This window comes from Promicromonospora sp. MS192 (assembly GCF_049532985.1).
In the GTDB taxonomy this organism is placed as follows: domain Bacteria; phylum Actinomycetota; class Actinomycetes; order Actinomycetales; family Cellulomonadaceae; genus Promicromonospora.
In genome coordinates this window covers 2,779,171-2,797,207 of sequence record NZ_CP186693.1, presented here as the reverse complement: position 1 = coordinate 2,797,207, position 18,037 = coordinate 2,779,171, and the positions used below count along the sequence as shown (strand labels likewise).

The following is an 18,037-nucleotide window of genomic DNA, read 5'->3' as shown; positions in this document are numbered from 1 at the left end:
CGGGCGTAGCGGGGCCGGGCGTAGCGGGGCCCGGGTGGCGAACGCGTCGCCACCCGGGCCCGCACCGCTCAGCGGGCGGCCGTCCCGTGCGCGTGCACCACCAGCACCGGGCAGGGCGCGGCCCGGAGCACGGCGTCCGGCACGCTGCGCAGCACGCGGCCCAGGAAGGGCTGGTGCCGCCGGCCGCCGACGACCACCAGGTCGTCGGGTGCCATGTCGTGGAGCAGCGCGTCCACGACGTCCCCGCGCCGGACGACGATCGAGCACGAGACCCGCGGGTACTTCTGCGACCAGGTGTCCACACGGTCGGCCAGGTCGGCCTGCGCGGCCTCGTGCCACGAGGCCGCCACGGGGTCCATGTCGAGCAGCGCCGAGCCGAGCGGGTCGGTGCCCGTCACGTGCAGCACCTCGAGCGGGCAGCCGCGGGCGTCGGCCTCGGCGAACGCGGTGCCCAGGACGTCGGGCTCGTCGTCGCGTGCCACGCCCACACGGATCCGCCGCGGGGTGTCCGCCGTCGCGCCGGCGGGCACCACGGCGACCACGCCGGGCGCCGTCGCCGCCAGCGCGGAGGACGTGGAACCCAGCAGCACCCGGTCGAACGTACCGAGCCCGCGGCGTCCCACCACGACGAGGTCGCAGGTCTCGGACCGCTCGCTCAGCACACCGGCGGCGTTGCCGGGCAGGACGACCAGCTCGACGTCCCGGCCGCCGGGGCGGCGGTCGCCGAGCCGCGCACGGGCGGCCTCGGCGGCCCGGTGGGCCTCGTCGCGGATCTCGCCGATCAGGTCGCCGATCCCCGGGTCGGGCGTGATCGGCAGGGAGTAGGTGGCCACGACGGTCAGCCGGGCGGCGTGCAGGTCGGCGGCGCGGGCCGCCCAGTCCAGGGCCGTCAGGCCCTCCTTCGACCCGTCCACCCCGACGACGACACCCCGGTACCAGGTGGTGCTCATGATCGTCCTCCTTCGCTCCTCACCAGGACACCAGCACGCCGGTGGCGCTCGGCAGAGCCGCGCGACCCGGGACGGCGGGACGAAGGTCCTCCGTACACGCCGGCACCCCTGACGCGCCGGGGCGTGCCAGGGGTGCCGGGGGTGCCCGGGGTACCGCGCCTCACGGCTGCCGGTGGTGCTCCTGCTCGAGCTGGGTGGCGAGGACGGCGGCCTGCGCCCGCCGTTCCAGGCCCAGCTTGGCGAAGATGCTGGAGACGTAGTTCTTGATCGTCTTCTCGGCGAGGAAGAGCTCGGCACCGATCTGCCGGTTGGTCAGCCCGCGCCCGATCAGGGTCAGGATGCGCCGCTCCTGCTCGGTCAGGCCGGCGAGCGGGTCCGGCTCGTGCCGGGCGTCCGTGCGGATCCGCTCCATGACCTGCGCCGCGGCGCGCGGGTCCAGCGTCGACCCGCCCGCGGCGACCGTGCGGATCGCGTCCACCAGCTCGGTACCGCGCACCTGCTTGAGCACGTACCCGGCCGCGCCGGCGAGGATCGCGTCGTAGAGCGCCTCGTCGTCCGAGAACGACGTGAGCATGAGGCAGGCCAGCGACGGCATCCGCGCCCGCAGCTCGCGGCACACGGTGACGCCGTCGCCGTCGGGCAGCCGCACGTCCAGGACCACGACGTCGGGGTCGAGCGCGGGGACGCGGGCGAGCGCCTCGCGGGCGGTCCCGGCCTCGCCGACCACCGTCAGCCCCGGCTCGGCCTCCAGGAGGTCGGCCACGCCGCGGCGCACCACCTCGTGGTCGTCGACGAGGAACACCCGAACGTCCATGCGTCCCACCGTAGCCGTGGTGCCCGTCCGGGTCACGACCGGGACGGGCACCACGGGGTGCGACGTCATCGCAGGGCGGGGAATCGCTTGACCAGCGACCGCTCGGACCACCAGCGGCCGAGGCCTGCGGTGTCGCCGGCCAGGAACGCGGCCAGCCCGATGAGCAGCACCGCGTCGAGCAGGTGGTAGTCCACGAAGGGGTTGACGTCGATCGGCAGCGACGCCATCCACATCAGCAGCATGAGCACCGCGCCGGCGCCGGCGGCGATCCGCATGCCGATGCCGAGGGCGAGAGCCAGGCCGATGCCCAGCAGCCCCAGCATGAACAGCCAGTCGACGACCGGGTTGCCGGCCATCGGGTTGAAGAAGCCGGCGAACGTCCCCTCGATGCTGCCGAGGAAGCCCTCGGTGGGGGAGCCGCCGTTGATCCAGGCCCGGTCGGTCGGGGTCGACAGACCCCAGCCGAAGAGCTTGTCGCCGAAAGCCCAGAGGAACTCGAACGCGAGCAGCAGCCGGACGCCCGCGAAGGCGTACCGGGCGACCGACTCGCCGGTGACGTGCGTGGCGGCGGCCCGCTCGTGTGCGACCGGTCCGTGCGCCGACGATGCGGGATGGCTGATGGAGCTCATGACATCCTCCTGGAGGGTGCGCCGGACCTGTTCCGGCGTCCTGGCACCACGATCCCGCCGCGGCGAGCCCGCCCGGCAGGGTCCCCTGCCCCCGGCGTGCGGGACCTTGGTCCCGAGGTGGTGATGCCCTCTGACCTGGGGTGGGGGCCCTGCCCGCGGCGTGCGGGGTGCCGGGTCAGCCCGCCGGGGCGGCCGGCGCCGGGCCCGCTGGGACGGGCTCCTCGAACACCAGCAGCGTGTGGGTGTTCAGGATGCCGTCCATGCCCTGGATCTGGTCGAGGATCAGGTGCCGCAGGTCGGCGTTGTCGCGGGCGCGCACGAGCAGGATGAGGTCGAACTCGCCACCGACCAGGCCGATGTGCTCGATGCCGCGCAGGGCCCGCAACCCCTCGCGGACCGAGCGCCACTCGGCCTGCTTGAGGTTGACCGTCACGTACGCCGAGGTGCCCAGCCCGGACAGCACCGGGTCGATGTCCGCGCGGTACCCGCGGATCACCCCGGTGGTCTCCAGCCGCTGCACGCGGGCATAGGCGTTGGCGCGCGAGATGTGCAGGCGCTCGGCCAGCGCGCGCATCGACATGCGGCCGTCCTGGCGCAGCTCGTCCACGATGCGCCGGTCGACGTCGTCGAGGCCCGTTGCCACTTGTCTCGTGGTCACGCTCCACGTCCTTCCTGTGCTGGACGTTTGGATCGCATTACCGGCTGGACGCCGGACACTCTCTCGGATCTCCGCCGTTGGTAGATTCCAGATAGAGGCTTGACCAGTATATCTACATGACGAGTGACGTAGATCGCATGCTGCCGTCGACGGTGCCGGTCATGCTCATCGACCCGGACGGCCGGCCGACGTCGGCCGGGCCGCTGCCGCCCGCCGAGGACCTGCTGCGCGGGTACGCGAGCATGGTCACCGCCCGCCGCTTCAACGAGCAGGCCTCGGCGCTCGTGCGCCAGGGGCGGCTGGCCGTCTACCCCTCCTCCTTCGGGCAGGAGGCCTGCCAGGTCGCCGCGGCCCAGGTGCTCACCGACGCCGACTGGCTCTTCCCCACCTACCGGGACACCGCGGCCGTCACCGTCCGCGGCGTCGACCCCGTCGAGGCGCTGGTGCTGCTCAAGGGGGACTGGCACTCGGGGTACGACCCGTACGAGCGCCACGTCGCCCCGCTCACGACGCCCCTGGCCACCCAGCTCCCGCACGCCGTGGGCGTGGCGCACGCCGCGCGGCTGCGCGGGGAGCCGACGGTCGTCCTGGCGCTGTGCGGCGACGGCGCGACCAGCGAGGGCGACTTCCACGAGGCGCTGAACTTCGCCGCGGTGTTCCGCGCCCCCGTCGTCTTCCTGGTGCAGAACAACCGGTACGCGATCTCAGTGCCGCTGTCCCGGCAGACGGCCGCGCCGTCGCTCGCGCACAAGGGCGTGGGCTACGGCGTGCCGGGCGAGCAGGTGGACGGCAACGACCTGGCCGCCCTCCTGGACGTGCTGTCCGGTGCGGTGGCGCGGGCGCGCTCCGGCGGCGGCCCGCAGCTCGTCGAGGCGCACACCTACCGCATGCAGGCCCACACCAACGCCGACGACGCGACGCGCTACCGCAGCGACGACGAGGTCGCCGGCTGGGTGGCCAGGGACCCGCTCACGAGGCTGGAGGCCTACCTGCGTGCCCAGGGCGTGCTGGACGACGGTCGCGCCGCCGGGATCGCCGCGGACGCCGAGGAGGTCGCCCGCCGCACGCGGGACGGGATCAACCAGGACGTCGAGCCCGACCCTGAGGACCTGTTCCGCCACGTCTACTCCCGGCCCACCCCGCAGCTCGTCGAGCAGCTCGCGATGGTCCGGGACGAGCTGGCGCGCGACGAGCCCGCCGGCACCCCGGACCGGCAGGAGGCAGCCCGATGACCACCACGACCGTGGCGCCCGGGACGCTCAGCACGGCGCAGGCGATCAACCGCGCCCTGCACGACGCCCTGGCCGAGGACCCGGCGGTGCTCGTGCTCGGCGAGGACGTCGGCCCGCTCGGCGGCGTCTTCCGCGTGACCGACGGGCTCACCGCCGCGTTCGGCGAGGACCGGTGCTTCGACACCCCGCTGGCCGAGGCGGGGATCGCGGGGTTCGCCGTCGGCCTCGCGATGAACGGCATGCGCCCCGTGATCGAGATGCAGTTCGACGCGTTCGCCTACCCGGCCTTCGAGCAGGTCGTCAGCCACATCGCGAAGATGCGGAACCGGACCCGGGGCCGGGTCGAGCTGCCGCTCGTGATGCGGGTCCCGTACGCGGGCGGCATCGGCGGCGTCGAGCACCACTGCGACTCCTCGGAGGCCTACTACGCGCACACGCCAGGGCTGCACGTGGTCGCGCCGTCGACCCCGGGCGACGCCTACGCGCTGCTGCGCGAGGCGATCGCCTCGCCCGACCCGGTGGTCTTCCTCGAACCGAAGAAGCTCTACTGGGCCAAGGGTGAGGTGGGCGGGGAGCAGGTGCCGGGCATCGGCACGGCGGTGGTGCGGCGCGCGGGCACGGACGCCACGCTCATCGCCTACGGGCCGTCGGTACCCGTCGCGCTCGCGGCCGCCGAGGCGGCCGCGCAGGACGGCCGCAGCCTCCAGGTCGTCGACCTGCGCTCCCTCGTCCCGTACGACGACGCGACCGTGTGCGCCGCCGTGGAGTCGACCGGGCGTGCGGTCGTCGTCGCCGAGGCCGCCGGGTTCGCCGGGTTCGCCGCCGAGGTGGCCGCCCGGGTGAGCGAGCGCTGCTTCCACTCGCTGGCCGCGCCGGTGCGCCGCGTCACCGGTCTGGACATCCCGTTCCCGCCGCCGAAGCTGGAGCACCTCCAGCTCCCGTCGGTCGACCGGGTCCTGGACGCCGTGGACGACCTCCAGTGGGAGGACGCATGACCACCGCCCCGACGGAGCAGACGTTCCTGCTGCCCGACCTCGGCGAGGGGCTGACCGAGGCGTCGGTGGTGCAGTGGCTCGTGGCCGAGGGCGACGACGTCGCCGTCGACCAGCCCGTGGCCGAGGTCGAGACCGCGAAGTCCGTGGTCGAGGTGCCCAGCCCGTACGCCGGGCGGGTGGGCCGGCTGCACGCTGCGGAGGGCGAGACGGTGGACGTGGGGCGGCCGCTGATCACGATCGTGGCGGGCGGCGGGTCCGGGGCCCGGGCAGGGGCGGCCGGCGAGCGGGAGGGGGAGGCGTACCGCGAGGAGGAGCGGGCCGGGTCCGGCAACGTGCTCATCGGGTACGGCACCTCGGCCCCCGCCGGGCCGGGGCGGCGGCGCCGTCCGCGTGGTGCTGCGCCGTCCGTCGCCGAGCGCCCCGTGAAGGTGATCTCGCCGATCGTCCGGCGCCTCGCCCGGGAGGCGGGCCTGGACCTGAGGAGCGTCCGGCCCACGGGGGCGGGCGGTGTGGTCACCCGGTCCGACGTGCGCACCGCGGTCGCCGGTGCGCAGCCGGCGTCTGCTGTGGCCTCGGGTGTGGCCTCGGGCGCGACCACGGGCAGTGCGGTCGTGGTGGGTGCGGGTGCGGCCTCGGGTGTGGTCGGTGTCGGTGTCGGTGTCGGTGCGGGTGCGGGTGCGGATGCGAGTGGGGGCACGGGTCTGGTCGGTGCGAGTGCGAGCGCGGGTGCGGGCACGGGTGGCGCGCGGCGGGTCCCGCTCAGCGGGTTCCAGAAGGCGGCGTCGGCGGTGCTGTCACGCAGTCGGGCGGAGATCCCGGAGGCGACCGTCTGGGTCGACGTCGACGCCACCGCGCTCTGCGAGCTGCGCGAGGATGCCCGCACGCCCGACGACCCGGGGCCGGGGCTGCTCGCCTACCTCGCGCGGTTCGTCGTCGCCGGGCTCCAGGAGTACCCCGTGCTCAACGCGCGGCTCGACGTCGAACGCGCCGAGCTGGTGGTCCCGGACACGGTCAACCTCGGTATCGCCGTCCAGGGTGAGCACGGGCTCGTGGCCCCGGCGGTGCTCGGCGCCGACCGGATGACGACCGCCGGGCTGGATGCGGCCGTCCGCGACCTGGTGGAACGTGCCCGCGCGGGGCGGGCGACGGCCGATGAGCTGACGGCCGGCACGTTCACGCTGAACAACTACGGGAGTCTCGGCGTCGACGGCAGCGCGGCGATCATCAACCACCCCCAGGTGGCGATCCTCGGCTTCGGGCGGGTCATGGACCGGCCGTGGGTGGTCGACGGACAGGTCGTGCCGCGCAAGATCACCCAGATGTCCTTCGTCTTCGACCACCGCGTGTGCGACGGCGCGACGGCGGCGGGCTTCATGCGATCCGTCGCCGGGGCGATCGAGAACCCGGTGCCCGCGATCGTGCGGCTCTGAGAGCGGGCCCGGCGGCGTCTCCGACGGGACGAGGGAGGTTGTCCACAGATCTTCGGGTGCCCGAGCGGATCGCACGAACGTTCCATAGAATGGCACGTGTAGGAGACCATAGAGGCGGAGCGGTGGGGTGGGGTGACGGTCCATGGGGCAGGCGGCGAACGGCATGGCTTCTGGTGACCTGCCGCCCGTGCGGTCGATCGAGGAGGCGCTGACCCGGATCGAAGCGGTGGTGGATGACCTGGCCGAGCTGGTCGGCCCGGACCACCTGGACGGGTGGAACGCTCCGGGTGTCGCCCGGCTGGTGGAGGCGCACGCCCGGATCCGTCGCGCGGCGGGCCGTCTGGACGGTGTGCGATACATCCTGCTGCCGCGGATCGAGGACGAGGGGTCGTGGCGCTCCGGCGGGACGGCCCGGACGTTCACGTCCTGGTTGCGGGTGCGGGAGGGGGTCTCCGCGTCCACGGCGGGCAAGGACATGACGATGGCGCGCCGGCTGGCGACCGCGCTGCCTGCGACGCGCGAGCGGCTGGTCGCCGGGGCCCTGGGGGCCGACCATGCCCGGGTGATGGCCGAGGTCGCACCGACGAGCGAGTCCCGCACGGACGCGCTCGGCTGGCTGGTCGACACCCGGACCGGCCGGACCACGACACCCGAGCAGTTCGTGCAGACGGTGCCCGTGGACTTCCCTGACCCGGCCCAGGACCCGGACGGGACCCGGACCCGCGACCTGGTCACGGCGGTGCTGGAGCGCGCGGTCGCGGAGGGGACGCTGGTGACCGGCGAGGGGCTGGTGCTCCGGGAGGCGGCAGCGCTCAACGCTGACCAGTTCCGGGTCGTGGCGCGCCGGTTCGCCACGGTGACGGACCCGGATACCGACGACGCCGATGACGACAAGGCGGCGCAGGGCGAGTTCCTGGACCTGTCCAAGACCTTCGGCGGGTACCACGTGGCGGGGTTCCTGACGGACGAGCACGGCCTGCTCGTCTCGACCGTGGTGAACGCGATGATCGGGGCGCCCGCCGCGGAGGACTCTCGTACGCCCTCGCAGCGGCGTGCGCAGGGGCTGGCGGACGCGGCTCGACTCGTGCTGGACGCCGACCAGGCGTCGCCCGGGGCCGCGATCCCACCGCACCTGAACGTCACGGTCTCCTGGACCGAGCTGCTCACCCAGGTCGGCCGGACCCGTGACGGGCTGTGCCTGACCTGCGGGCAGGGCATCCCCGCACGCGGAACCCGAGCAGGCACGATGCCGACCGTGCCCGGGCTGCTGTCGGCGGGCGGTGCGGTGTTCACCGAGACCGGCGGTCGTGCGCCACGGGCGCTGTTGCGGCGGCTGGCCTGCGACAGCGCGATCACCAGGATCGTGTTCGGGCCGGACGGGGCGGTGCTGGACGTCGGGCGTGCCCGGCGCACCGTGACCGGGCAGATGCGGCGCGCCGTCATCGCCAGGGACCGGCACTGCGTGTATCCGGGATGCGATCAACCGCCGTCGCGGTGCGAGGTCCACCATGCGGTGCGGCACTGGGCAGACGGCGGCGACACCGCCGTGGCCAACAGCGCCTTGCTGTGCTGGTTCCACCATCAGCTCGTCGACGCACGGGGCATCACGATGCACTGGACGGGCAGACCTGCTGCGGATGCCGGAGCTGGAGGCCTGGTCGAGACCGGATGGGACTTCGTCGACGCCCGCGGGCACCGCATCCGTCTGCCCGAAGCGGTCGAAGCCTTCCCACCACCGCGGGTCGACTCGACCGCTGACCCGCCGACCGCGGAAGCCGCGTGATCGACGGGTGACGGCGGGCCGGTCACGGAAACCTGCTCGATGTGCTGCTGCGTGGTGTGCTGCTGCGTGGTGTGCTGCTGCGTGGTGTGGTGTCGTGCGGCGCCTCGTCGTGGGGTGCCTCGTCGTGGGGTGCCTCGTCGTGCGGTGCCTCGTCGTGCAGGCGCGGCCCGAGGCCGTCGAAGAGCACGCTGGAGACCGTGGCGGCGAGGGCGCTCGCGGGCAGCGGGCCGTCGGGGCGGTACCAGTCGACGAGGGAGTTGACCGTGCCGAAGACGAGCCGGCTGATCACCTCGGGTTCGACGTCGGCGCGCAGGTCGCCCTCGGCGGCTGCCTGCCGGACGAGCGCGGCGAGGCGCTCGTCGATGTGCCGGCGCCTCGCGATCGCCGACCGCTCCAGGTCGCTGTTGCCCCGCACGCGCAGCAGCAGCGTCACGGCGGGCAGGTGGTCGGCGAGGATGCGGACGGCCGCCTCGACGGTGGCCCGCAGGCGTACGGAGCTGCGTTCGCCGTCGGTCGCGGTCGCTGCTGCCTCGACGGCGGCGGCGAGCTCCTCCAGTGCCTCGTCCAGGGCCGCCGCGAGCAGCGCCTCCTTGCTCGCGTAGTGGTGGTACACGGCCGACTTGGTGACGCCGAGCTCGGCGGCCAGGTCGCTGATCGAGGTGGCGTCGTACCCGCGCTGGTTGAAGAGCTCGATCGCCGTGCGCAGCACCGTCGCCCGGTCGTGGCCCGGGCGTCCTCGCGGGCGGCGGGCGGGGGCGTCCGTCGGCGTGGCGTCCGTCGTCATCGGGTCATCGTCCCAGACGGAGCGGATCGTCGGCCCGGCGTCCCTGTCCCCGCCACACCCACGTGGGGAGGAACGACGGGACGGCCGGGCGAACGGTCCGATCAGGCGCCGGTCGTGTCCTGGCCTGTCGTGTTCTTGCCCGTCGTGTTCTGGCCGGTCTTCGCGACGAGCGTCAGCACGTCGTACGCTGCGACCTGCTCGCCGTCCTGGTTGGTCACGTCGGCCTCCCAGCGCACCTCGCCGTAGTCGGCCGACGTGCGGGGGGTGATCTGCTTGACCGTGAGGGCCACCCGGATGGTGTCGCCCACGTGCACCGGCGTGAGGAAGCGCAGGTTGTCGACGCCGAAGTTGGCCAGCACCGGCCCCGGGGCCGGGTCCACGAAGAGACCCGCGGCCAGCGACACCACGAGGTAGCCGTGCGCGACGATGCCGCCGAAGAACGGGTTTGCGGCGGCGGCCGCGGGGTCGGTGTGCGCGTAGAAGGTGTCGCCCGTGAACTCCGCGAAGTGGTCGATGTCGTCCTGCGTGACCGTCCGGGTCGCCGTCTCGATCGTGTCGCCGACGCGCAGCTCGGCCAGGGACTTGCGGAACGGGTGCACGCTGCCGACCACCCGCCGGGAGCCGGTGGTCCAGCGGCCGGTGACCGCGGTGAGCATGTCGGGGGAGCCCTGCACGGCCGTGCGTTGCATGTGGTGCAGCACGCCGCGCACCCCGCCCAGCTCCTCGCCGCCGCCGGCGCGTCCGGGGCCGCCGTGCACGAGCATCGGCAGCGGGCTGCCGTGGCCGGTCGACTCGGCGGCGTCGTCCCGGTCCAGGAGCAGCAGGCGGCCGTGCCAGGGCGCGAGCCCGCGGGTCACGTCCCGGGCCACCTGCGGGTCGTGCGTGACCAGCGACGCCACCAGGCTGCCCCGGCCGCGCGCCGCCAGGGCCACCGCCTCGTCCACCGAGCCGTAGGTGAGCACCGTGGCCACCGGGCCGAAGGGCTCCACCTCGTGGGGCTCGGCCGCGCCCGGCCGGGCGCGCAGCAGGACGGGGGAGAGGAACGCGCCGCGCTCGGCGTCGGCGCCCACCACCTCGACGTGGTCGGGGTCGCCGTGCACGATGTCGGCGGAGGTGCGCAGCGCCTCGATCGCCTTGCGCACCTCGTCGCGCTGCCGGAGGCTGGCCAGGGCACCCATCCGGACGCCGTCGTCGGCCGGGTTGCCGACCGTGATCCGGGCCAGGCGGGCGCTGATCGCGCCGATCACGGCGTCCGCCATCGCCTCCGGGACCAGGACGCGCCGGATCGCCGTGCACTTCTGGCCCGCCTTGACGGTCATCTCGGTGACGACGCCCTTGAAGAACAGGTCGAGCTCCGGGTCCTCCGGGCGCACGTCCGGACCCAGGATCGAGCAGTTCAGCGAGTCGGCCTCGACGCCGAGGCGGACCCCGCGGTGCAGCACCGACGGGTGCGAACGCAGGATCTCGGCGGTGTGCGCCGAGCCGGTGAAGGCCACCGAGTCCTGCTCGCCGAGCTCGTCCAGCAGCGTGCCGGCGCTGCCGCAGACGAGCTGGAGGCTGCCCTCGGGCAGGATCCCGGAGGCGATGATGTGCCGCACCACCGCGGCGGTGAGGTACGCGGTCTGGCTGCCGGGCTTGACGATGCCGGGCAGACCCGCGAGGAACGCGGGCGCGAGCTTCTCGAGCATGCCCCAGACGGGAAAGTTGAAGGCGTTGATCTGCACCGCGACCCCGGGTCGCGAGGTGTACAGGTGCTGGCCCACGAAGGTGCCGCCCTTGCCGAGGGGTTCGAGGGCGCCGTCCAGCACGACGGTGTCGTCCGGGAGCTCCCGCTTGCCCTTGCTCGCGTAGCTGAACAGGGTGCCGATGCCGCCGTCGATGTCGACCGCGGAGTCGCGCCGGGTGGCGCCCGTGCGCAGCGACAGGGCGTAGAACTCGTCCTTGGCCCCGCCCAGGTGCAGCGCGAGCTCCTTGAGCAGGGTCGCCCGCTCGTGGAACGTGAGCCGGGCCACGGCCGGGCCGCCCACCTCACGGGCGTGCGCGACCACGGCGGCGAAGTCGATCCCGTGGCTCGACACCCGCGTGATCTCCTCGCCGGTCACCGCGTCGAGGACGGGTTCGCCGTCGTCCGTGCCGGCCTGCCAGCGCCCCGCGACGTAGCTCTCCAGTGTGCTCACTCTGCGCTCCTTTGCGATCGGTGTGCCCAGGCCGTTGTGCAACCCCTCGTGGCTGTGCCAATCTATTACAGAACGTTCGGTCAGTAAATAGGTTCAGAAGTGCGTCCAGCGGACGGGCGACGTCGCCCACGGAGGTGGTCATGCCGGCAGACACCGAGCCCGATGCCCTGCCCGACGCCCTGCCCGAGACCCTGCTCGAAGCGCGGTTCGAGGCCACGATCGCCCGCAAGGACCGCATCGAGCCGCGCGACTGGATGCCCGAGGCCTACCGCAGGACCCTGGTGCGCCAGGTCGCGCAGCACGCCCACTCCGAGATCATCGGCATGCAGCCGGAGGGGGCCTGGATCGGCCGCGCGCCGTCGCTGCGGCGCAAGGCGATCCTGCTCGCCAAGGTCCAGGACGAGGCGGGCCACGGCCTCTACCTCTACTCGGCCGCGGAGACCCTCGGCGTCTCGCGGCAGGAGCTCACCGAGATGCTGATCAGCGGCCGGCAGAAGTACTCCTCGATCTTCAACTACCCCACGCTCTCGTACGCCGACACGGGCACCATCGGCTGGCTGGTCGACGGCGCCGCCATCTGCAACCAGGTGCCCCTGTGCCGCACCTCTTTCGGCCCCTACGGCAGGGCCATGATCCGCATCTGCAAGGAGGAGTCCTTCCACCAGCGGCAGGGCTTCGAGCTGCTGGCGACGATGATGCGCGGCACCGACGAGCAGCGAGCCATGGTCCAGGAGTCCGTGGACCGGTTCTGGTGGCCGTCGCTGATGATGTTCGGCCCGCCGGACGACGCGTCGCCCAACACGGCGCGCTCCATGGCCTGGGGGGTCAAGACGCACACCAACGACGAGCTGCGCCAGCGCTTCGTCGACATGACCGTGCCCCAGGCCGACGCGCTGGGCGTCACCCTGCCCGACCCGGAGCTCGCCTGGAACGAGGAGCGCGGGTCCTACGACTTCGGGCAGCCCGACTGGGACGAGCTCTGGGCCGTCGTCGCGGGGAACGGCCCCTGCAACGCCCAGCGCGTGGCGCACCGCGCGCAGGCCTGGGACGACGGCGCCTGGGTCCGCGAGGCGGCGCTCGCGTTCGCGAACCGTCACGACCACGGGGACGGCGGCAGCCACGGGGATGACGGCAGCCACGAGGGCCACGAGGGCGACGAGGAGGTGGCATGACCGGCCAGGTCAGCGGCGAGTGGCCGCTCTACGAGGTGTTCGTCCGCGGCAAGCGGGGCCTCAACCACGTGCACGTCGGGTCACTGCACGCCCCCGACGACCAGATGGCCGTGCGGCACGCCCGTGACGTCTACACGCGGCGCAACGAGGGCGTCAGCATCTGGGTGGTCCGGTCATCCGCGATCACGGCCTCCAGCCCGGACGAGAAGGACCCGCTCTTCGCGCCCAGCGGGGACAAGGTCTACCGGCACCCCACGTTCTACGACATCCCCGCCGACGTCCCGCACATGTAGGACGTCCCGCACCTGGAGGAGGCCGCATGCCCGACGTCCGCACCCACGAGCCCGGCGAGCACGACAGCGCCTACGCGGGCCTGCTCGTCAACGACGACCGCTGGGCCTTCGGGACCGACTTCGAGGACCCGCTGGCCGGCGTCGAGGCCACCGTGCCCGACGGCGTGGACCCCGCCGCGCTGGCGACCTACTGCCTGATGCTCGGCGACGACGCGCTCGTGCTCTCCCAGCGGCTCGCCGAGTGGTGCAGCCGCGCCCCCGACCTGGAGGAGGACATCGCGCTGTCGAACATCGCCCTCGACCTGCTCGGTCAGGCGCGGCTGCTGCTCGCCCGGGCGGCCGCCGCCGACCCCGCGCAGGTGCCCGCCCTGCCGGACGGCTCACCCGTGCCCGACGAGGACCGGCTCGCCTTCTTCCGCGACGGCCTCCGGTTCCGCAACGTGCGCCTCGCGGAGGTGCCGAACGGCGATTTCGGCCACACCGTCGCCCGGATCCTGCTGTTCTCGGCCTGGCGGCTGGCCCTGTTCGAGGAGCTGTGCCGCAGCCGGGACGCCGTGCTCGCCGCCGTGGCCGCCAAGGGCGTCAAGGAGCTCACCTACCACCGGGACTTCGCCGCCCGCTGGTTCCTGACCCTGGCCCGAGGCACCGCCGAGTCCCGCCGGCGGCTGGTCGGCGGGCTCGACGCCCTCTGGCCGTACCGGGCCGAGCTGTTCGCGACGCACGACGTCGAGCGCGCGGTTGCCCGGGCAGGCGTCGGCGTCGACCCGGCGGGCCTCACCGCGCGCGTCGACGCGGTGCTCAGCCAGGTGCTGGCCGCCAGCGGCGTCGACCGGCCCGACGTGCCCGCGCTCGCGGGCGTGCTCGGTCGGACGGGCCGCGACGGCCGGCACACCGAGGCGCTCAGCCTGCTGCTCGCCGAGATGCAGTCGGTCGCCCGCGCGCACCCCGGAGGCCGGTGGTGACCGCCGCACCCGCGCGGCAGCGGCCGGCCGCCCCGCACCCGCCGGGGACCCCGCCGGTGGACCAGCCGCTGCACGGTCCGGCGCACAATCCGGCAGACCCCGGCGCGCTGACCCGCGCCCGCGCGGTCGCCGCCGCCGTCGTGGACCCGGAGCTGCCGATGCTCACCCTGCACGACCTCGGCGTCCTGCGGGACGTCGCGCTCGGCGACGACGGCGCCGTCGTCGCCGCGATCACCCCCACCTACTCGGGCTGCCCCGCCATGGCGACCATGCGCGACGACCTCCTGCACGAGCTGCACGCCGCGGGATTCGCCGACGCGCGGGTACGCGTCGTCCTCGAACCCGCCTGGACCACCGACTGGATCACCCCGGCCGGCCGGGCGGCCCTCGCGGACGCCGGGATCTCCCCGCCGGGCCGCGCACCCCGGCACGCCGGGCCGGTGCCGCTGCGCCTGGGCCCGCCTCGCCGCGCGGTGCGCTGCCCGCGCTGCGGGGCGGACGACGTCGAGGTCACCTCCGAGTTCGGCGCCACGGCGTGCCGGGCCCTGTACCGCTGCCGGTCGTGCCTGGAGCCGTTCGACCACGTGAAGGAGATCTGACGTGACCGCCACCCTGAGCCGCGCCGCCGCCGGGCGCACGGCCTTCCACACGCTCACCGTGCGCGACGTCGAACGGCTCACCGACGACGCGGCCGCGGTGACGTTCGACCTGCCCGCCGGCCTGCGGCACGTGTTCGACTTCGCGGCCGGCCAGTCCCTGACGCTGCGCCGGGTGGTCGACGGCGTCGAGCACCGCCGCACCTACTCGATCTGCGCGCCCGTCGGCAGCCCGCCGCGGATCGGCGTCCGCGAGGTGCCCGACGGACTGTTCTCGGCCTGGCTCGTGCACGACGTGCGGCCCGGGGACCGGGTGGAGGTGCAGGCGCCGAGCGGCAGGTTCCGGGTCGACCCGGCCGCGGGCGGGCGGCACCTGTGCATCGCGGCGGGCTCGGGTATCACGCCGGTGCTCTCGATCACGGCCACGCTGCTGCGCAACCCGGACGCCCGCGTGACCCTGCTCTACGGCAACCGCACGACCGCCTCGGTGATGTTCGCCGAGGAGCTGGCGGACCTCAAGGACGCCCACCACGACCGGCTCGACCTGGTCCACGTGCTGTCCCGGGAGCCGCGGGACGTCGACCTGTTCTCGGGCAGGCTCGACGCCGACCGGCTGCGTGCCCTGCTCACCCTCGTGGTGCCGGTCGGCGACGTGGACCACGTGTGGCTCTGCGGGCCGCTCGGCATGCAGGACGGGGCCCGGGCGGTGCTGGCCGAGCTCGGCGTCCCGGCCGACCGGGTGCACGTCGAGCTGTTCTGGGTCGACGAGCCGCCGCCGCAGCTACGGCACGCCGACCGCGTGGCCGACGGCGCCACGAGCCAGGTGACCGTGGTGCTCGACGGCCGGTCCACGACCAGCGCGATGCCGCGGGACACCCGGCTCCTCGACGCCGCGCAGGAGGTCCGTGCCGACCTGCCGTTCGCGTGCAAGGGCGGGGTCTGCGGCACCTGCCGGGCGCGCGTGCGCGAGGGCGAGGTGGACATGGTGCGCAACTACGCGCTGGAGGAGTCCGAGGTGGCCGCCGGGTTCGTGCTCACCTGCCAGTCGTTCCCGGTGAGCGACGAGGTCGTCGTGGACTTCGACGCATGAGCGCGCCCCTGCTGGTCGAAGAGCACGACGACCGGGTGGTGCTGCGCCTGAACCGGCCCGAGGTCCGCAACGCCATCGACCGCGCCACGGTCGAGGCCCTGCACGCCGCCTGCGCCCTGCTGGAGGCCACGCCGCGGGTGGCGCTCGTGGTGGGCTCCGGTGGCACCTTCGCCGCGGGCGCCGACATCGCGGAGCTGCGCGAACGACGCCGGGAGGATGCCCTGGCGGGGATCAACTCCGGGGTCTTCGAGCGGGTCCGCCGGCTGCCGATGCCCGTGGTCGCCCTCGTCGACGGGTACGCCCTCGGCGGCGGCGCGGAGCTCGCCTACGCGTGCGACTTCCGGATCGGCACCTCGGCGACCAGGATCGGCAACCCCGAGCCGGGCCTCGGCATCCTCGCCGCCGCCGGGGCCGCCTGGCGGCTCGCGGAGCTCGTCGGGGAGCCGCTCGCCAAGGAGGTGCTGCTGGCGGGGCGCGTGCTCGACGCGCAGGAGGCCCTCGCCGTCCGGCTCCTCAACGAGGTGGTGGACGCCGACGACCTGGAACCGGCCGGGCACCGGCTCGCCGACCGGATCACCGCGCAGGCACCGCTCGCCGTGCGGCTGACCAAGTCCGTGCTGGACGCGCCCCGCGCCGCCCACCCCCTGATCGACGACGTCGCCCAGGCAGTGCTGTTCGAGACCCAGGACAAGGCGGACCGGATGACGGCGTTCCTCGACCGGCGCAGGGGGCGGCCATGACCGGGGTCCCGGAGGGAGCGGCGCCCGGTCCGGCGGCTGCGGCCGTGCCGTCTGCCCCGCAGCCGGCCTCGGTGGTGGCCGTCCCGGACGCCGTCGGCGTGTACGGCGGCGGGCGCATGGGCGGCGGCATCGCCCATGCGTTCGCGGTGGCGGGCGCCACCGTGACGGTCGTCGAGAGCGACGACGCCGCGGCGCGGTCGGCGCGCGAGCGCATCGAGCGGAGCCTCGCCCGGGCGGTCGCCGAGGGCGCGACGGTCGCGGGCGGGTTCGGCGTCGTGGTGGACGAGGCCGCACTGGCCTGCTGCGCGCTGGTGGTCGAGGCCGTGCCCGAGGTGGCCGGCCTCAAGCGCGACGTGCTGGCGCGGGCGGCCGCGGCGGCCCCCGGCGCGGCGTTCGCCACCAACACGAGCTCGCTGTCGATCGACGCGCTGGCCGACGCCCTGCCGGACCCCTCCCGCCTGGTGGGCCTGCACTTCTTCAACCCCGTCCCGGTCAGCTCCCTGGTCGAGGTGGTGGTCGGACGGCGCACCGCGCCCGGCCTCGTCGCCCGGGCCCGGGACTGGGTCGCGGGCCTGGGCCGGACGGCGATCACCGTCCAGGACTCACCGGGCTTCGCGAGCAGCCGGCTCGGGGTGGCGCTCGCCCTGGAGGCGATGCGCATGCTGGAGGAGGGCGTGGCCGACGCCGCCGACATCGACACCGCGATGACCCTGGGCTACCGGCACCCGGTGGGTCCGCTGCGCACCACCGACCTCGTGGGGCTCGACGTGCGGCTGCACATCGCCGAGCACCTCGAACGCGAGCTGGGGCCCCGGTTCGCGCCGCCCCGGGTGCTCCGCGAGAAGGTCGCCGCGGGGGAGCTGGGCCGCAAGACCGGGCAGGGGTTCTACCCGTGGTGACACCCGGCACCGATCGTGAAGGAGGAACGATGAGCGACGCTTCCGTCGTCGTCGACCGCGTGGACGCGGTGGCGACGATCACGCTGGACGACCCCGCGCACCGCAACGCCCTGACCGTCGCGGCCAAGGAGGCCCTGCGCGCCGCCGTCGCGGACGTCGCCGCCGACGACGCGGTGCGCGCCGTCGTGCTCGCCGGGACCACGCGGGCGTTCTGCCTGGGCCAGGACCTGGGCGAGCACGCCGCTGCCCTGGCCGACGGGGCGGAGGCGGCCTTCTCCACGGTCCGCGAGCACTACTCGCCCGTCGTGCGCGACCTGCTGACCATGCCCAAGCCGGTGCTGGCCGCCGTGGCCGGAACCTGCGTGGGGGCCGGACTGGGCCTCGCGCTCGCGTGCGACCACCGGGTCTTCGCGACCGGCGTGCGGCTGGCGACCGCGTTCACGGGGATCGGGCTGACCTTCGACACCGGCCTGTCGGTCACGCTGCCGCGCGCCGTCGGGGACGCCCGGGCCAAGGAGCTCGTCCTGTTCGGCCGCACGTTCACCGCCGAGGAGGCCGTCGCCTGGGGTATCGCCGGCGAGATCGTCGAGCCGGACGAGGTGCTGCCCCGGGCCACCGCGCTGGCCCGGCAGCTCGCCGAAGGACCGACCACGGCGTTCGCGCAGACCAAGCGCCTGCTCGCCCGGGCCCCGGGCCTGAGCCTGGACGACGCCCTCGAGGCCGAGGCGGTGGCCCAGACCCGGTGCGGCGCCACGTCCGACCACACGGGTGCGGTCGCATCGTTCCTGACCCGCGAGCCCCCCACCTTCACGGGCCGCTGACCCTCTCGCGGC

General features: G+C 74.4%; 18 protein-coding genes. 12 read left to right on the top strand and 6 right to left on the bottom strand.

What is annotated here, in order from left to right; all coding sequences use genetic code 11:
* Positions 1 to 68: 68 nt before the first annotated feature.
* From ACO229_RS12590 to ACO229_RS12575, 4 genes are all read right to left on the bottom strand, one after another.
* Positions 69 to 950, bottom strand: a complete 882-nt coding sequence (locus tag ACO229_RS12590) for a universal stress protein (protein ID WP_423465132.1) — start codon at positions 948 to 950, stop codon at positions 69 to 71.
* 160 nt (positions 951 to 1,110) lie between these two features.
* Positions 1,111 to 1,764: a response regulator gene (locus ACO229_RS12585; protein ID WP_423465131.1), complete on the bottom strand. Its 654-nt coding sequence runs from the start codon at positions 1,762 to 1,764 to the stop codon at positions 1,111 to 1,113.
* A gap of 65 nt (positions 1,765 to 1,829) precedes the next feature.
* Positions 1,830 to 2,393 carry a hypothetical protein gene (locus ACO229_RS12580; protein ID WP_423465130.1) on the bottom strand — a complete coding sequence of 188 codons (564 nt, stop codon included), beginning with the start codon at positions 2,391 to 2,393 and terminating at the stop codon, positions 1,830 to 1,832.
* A gap of 175 nt (positions 2,394 to 2,568) precedes the next feature.
* A complete protein-coding gene (locus ACO229_RS12575; RefSeq protein WP_397412858.1) occupies positions 2,569 to 3,051 on the bottom strand; it encodes an Lrp/AsnC family transcriptional regulator in 483 nt (160 codons plus the stop codon).
* A 116-nt stretch (positions 3,052 to 3,167) separates the two neighbouring features.
* On the opposite strand from ACO229_RS12575, the gene pdhA reads away from it, so the two are divergent.
* The 4 genes from pdhA (at position 3,168) to ACO229_RS12555 (ending at position 8,491) form a co-directional block, all read left to right on the top strand.
* The gene (pdhA, locus tag ACO229_RS12570) at positions 3,168 to 4,283 is read left to right on the top strand and encodes a pyruvate dehydrogenase (acetyl-transferring) E1 component subunit alpha (protein ID WP_423465129.1); all 1,116 of its coding nucleotides are present in this window, start codon (positions 3,168 to 3,170) and stop codon (positions 4,281 to 4,283) included.
* Entirely contained in the window at positions 4,280 to 5,278 is a 999-nt protein-coding gene (locus ACO229_RS12565) for an alpha-ketoacid dehydrogenase subunit beta (RefSeq protein WP_423465128.1), read from the top strand. The genes pdhA and ACO229_RS12565 overlap by 4 nt, the downstream gene beginning before the upstream one ends.
* Positions 5,275 to 6,708 carry a dihydrolipoamide acetyltransferase family protein gene (locus tag ACO229_RS12560; protein WP_423465127.1) on the top strand — a complete coding sequence of 478 codons (1,434 nt, stop codon included), beginning with the start codon at positions 5,275 to 5,277 and terminating at the stop codon, positions 6,706 to 6,708. The genes ACO229_RS12565 and ACO229_RS12560 overlap by 4 nt, the downstream gene beginning before the upstream one ends.
* Positions 6,709 to 6,871: 163 nt before the next feature.
* Complete coding sequence (locus tag ACO229_RS12555; protein WP_423465126.1) at positions 6,872 to 8,491, top strand: DUF222 domain-containing protein; 1,620 nt, start codon at positions 6,872 to 6,874, stop codon at positions 8,489 to 8,491.
* Between the two features lie 22 nt (positions 8,492 to 8,513).
* Here ACO229_RS12555 and ACO229_RS12550 read toward each other — a convergent pair whose 3' ends face one another.
* Together ACO229_RS12550 and paaZ are read right to left on the bottom strand one after the other, a co-directional pair.
* Positions 8,514 to 9,275, bottom strand: coding sequence for a TetR/AcrR family transcriptional regulator (locus ACO229_RS12550; protein WP_423465125.1), 762 nt, complete (start codon positions 9,273 to 9,275; stop codon positions 8,514 to 8,516).
* A 101-nt stretch (positions 9,276 to 9,376) separates the two neighbouring features.
* The gene (gene paaZ, locus ACO229_RS12545) at positions 9,377 to 11,452 is read right to left on the bottom strand and encodes a phenylacetic acid degradation bifunctional protein PaaZ (RefSeq protein WP_423465124.1); all 2,076 of its coding nucleotides are present in this window, start codon (positions 11,450 to 11,452) and stop codon (positions 9,377 to 9,379) included.
* 140 nt (positions 11,453 to 11,592) lie between these two features.
* Here paaZ and paaA point away from each other — a divergent pair, with 140 nt between their 5' ends.
* The 8 genes from paaA (at position 11,593) to ACO229_RS12505 (ending at position 18,025) form a co-directional block, all read left to right on the top strand.
* A complete protein-coding gene (gene paaA, locus ACO229_RS12540; RefSeq protein WP_423465123.1) occupies positions 11,593 to 12,624 on the top strand; it encodes a 1,2-phenylacetyl-CoA epoxidase subunit PaaA in 1,032 nt (343 codons plus the stop codon).
* Positions 12,621 to 12,917 (top strand): 1,2-phenylacetyl-CoA epoxidase subunit PaaB, encoded by a 297-nt coding sequence (gene paaB / locus ACO229_RS12535; protein ID WP_397412850.1) that lies wholly within the window; start codon positions 12,621 to 12,623, stop codon positions 12,915 to 12,917. Before paaA ends, paaB begins: the two co-directional genes overlap by 4 nt.
* Positions 12,918 to 12,943: 26 nt before the next feature.
* Positions 12,944 to 13,879 (top strand): 1,2-phenylacetyl-CoA epoxidase subunit PaaC, encoded by a 936-nt coding sequence (paaC, locus tag ACO229_RS12530; protein ID WP_423465122.1) that lies wholly within the window; start codon positions 12,944 to 12,946, stop codon positions 13,877 to 13,879.
* A gap of 68 nt (positions 13,880 to 13,947) precedes the next feature.
* Positions 13,948 to 14,478: a 1,2-phenylacetyl-CoA epoxidase subunit PaaD gene (gene paaD / locus ACO229_RS12525; protein ID WP_423465299.1), complete on the top strand. Its 531-nt coding sequence runs from the start codon at positions 13,948 to 13,950 to the stop codon at positions 14,476 to 14,478.
* A 1-nt stretch (position 14,479) separates the two neighbouring features.
* Complete coding sequence (gene paaE / locus ACO229_RS12520) at positions 14,480 to 15,565, top strand: 1,2-phenylacetyl-CoA epoxidase subunit PaaE (RefSeq protein ID WP_423465121.1); 1,086 nt, start codon at positions 14,480 to 14,482, stop codon at positions 15,563 to 15,565.
* Positions 15,562 to 16,305, top strand: coding sequence for an enoyl-CoA hydratase/isomerase family protein (locus ACO229_RS12515; RefSeq protein WP_423465120.1), 744 nt, complete (start codon positions 15,562 to 15,564; stop codon positions 16,303 to 16,305). The genes paaE and ACO229_RS12515 overlap by 4 nt, the downstream gene beginning before the upstream one ends.
* Positions 16,302 to 17,204 carry a 3-hydroxyacyl-CoA dehydrogenase family protein gene (locus tag ACO229_RS12510; protein WP_423465119.1) on the top strand — a complete coding sequence of 301 codons (903 nt, stop codon included), beginning with the start codon at positions 16,302 to 16,304 and terminating at the stop codon, positions 17,202 to 17,204. Before ACO229_RS12515 ends, ACO229_RS12510 begins: the two co-directional genes overlap by 4 nt.
* A gap of 29 nt (positions 17,205 to 17,233) precedes the next feature.
* Positions 17,234 to 18,025, top strand: a complete 792-nt coding sequence (locus ACO229_RS12505; protein WP_423465118.1) for an enoyl-CoA hydratase/isomerase family protein — start codon at positions 17,234 to 17,236, stop codon at positions 18,023 to 18,025.
* The last annotated feature ends 12 nt before the right edge of the window (positions 18,026 to 18,037 follow it).

Coding starts and splice junctions, on each gene's coding strand:
- ACO229_RS12590 (WP_423465132.1), bottom strand. CDS start 950: ATGAGCACCACCTGGTACCGGGGTGTCGTCGTCGGGGTGGACGGGTCG.
- ACO229_RS12585 (WP_423465131.1), bottom strand. CDS start 1,764: ATGGACGTTCGGGTGTTCCTCGTCGACGACCACGAGGTGGTGCGCCGC.
- ACO229_RS12580 (WP_423465130.1), bottom strand. CDS start 2,393: ATGAGCTCCATCAGCCATCCCGCATCGTCGGCGCACGGACCGGTCGCA.
- pdhA (WP_423465129.1), top strand. CDS start 3,168: ATGACGAGTGACGTAGATCGCATGCTGCCGTCGACGGTGCCGGTCATG.
- ACO229_RS12565 (WP_423465128.1), top strand. CDS start 4,280: ATGACCACCACGACCGTGGCGCCCGGGACGCTCAGCACGGCGCAGGCG.
- ACO229_RS12560 (WP_423465127.1), top strand. CDS start 5,275: ATGACCACCGCCCCGACGGAGCAGACGTTCCTGCTGCCCGACCTCGGC.
- ACO229_RS12555 (WP_423465126.1), top strand. CDS start 6,872: ATGGCTTCTGGTGACCTGCCGCCCGTGCGGTCGATCGAGGAGGCGCTG.
- ACO229_RS12550 (WP_423465125.1), bottom strand. CDS start 9,275: ATGACGACGGACGCCACGCCGACGGACGCCCCCGCCCGCCGCCCGCGA.
- paaA (WP_423465123.1), top strand. CDS start 11,593: ATGCCGGCAGACACCGAGCCCGATGCCCTGCCCGACGCCCTGCCCGAG.
- paaB (WP_397412850.1), top strand. CDS start 12,621: ATGACCGGCCAGGTCAGCGGCGAGTGGCCGCTCTACGAGGTGTTCGTC.
- paaC (WP_423465122.1), top strand. CDS start 12,944: ATGCCCGACGTCCGCACCCACGAGCCCGGCGAGCACGACAGCGCCTAC.
- ACO229_RS12515 (WP_423465120.1), top strand. CDS start 15,562: ATGAGCGCGCCCCTGCTGGTCGAAGAGCACGACGACCGGGTGGTGCTG.
- ACO229_RS12510 (WP_423465119.1), top strand. CDS start 16,302: ATGACCGGGGTCCCGGAGGGAGCGGCGCCCGGTCCGGCGGCTGCGGCC.
- ACO229_RS12505 (WP_423465118.1), top strand. CDS start 17,234: ATGAGCGACGCTTCCGTCGTCGTCGACCGCGTGGACGCGGTGGCGACG.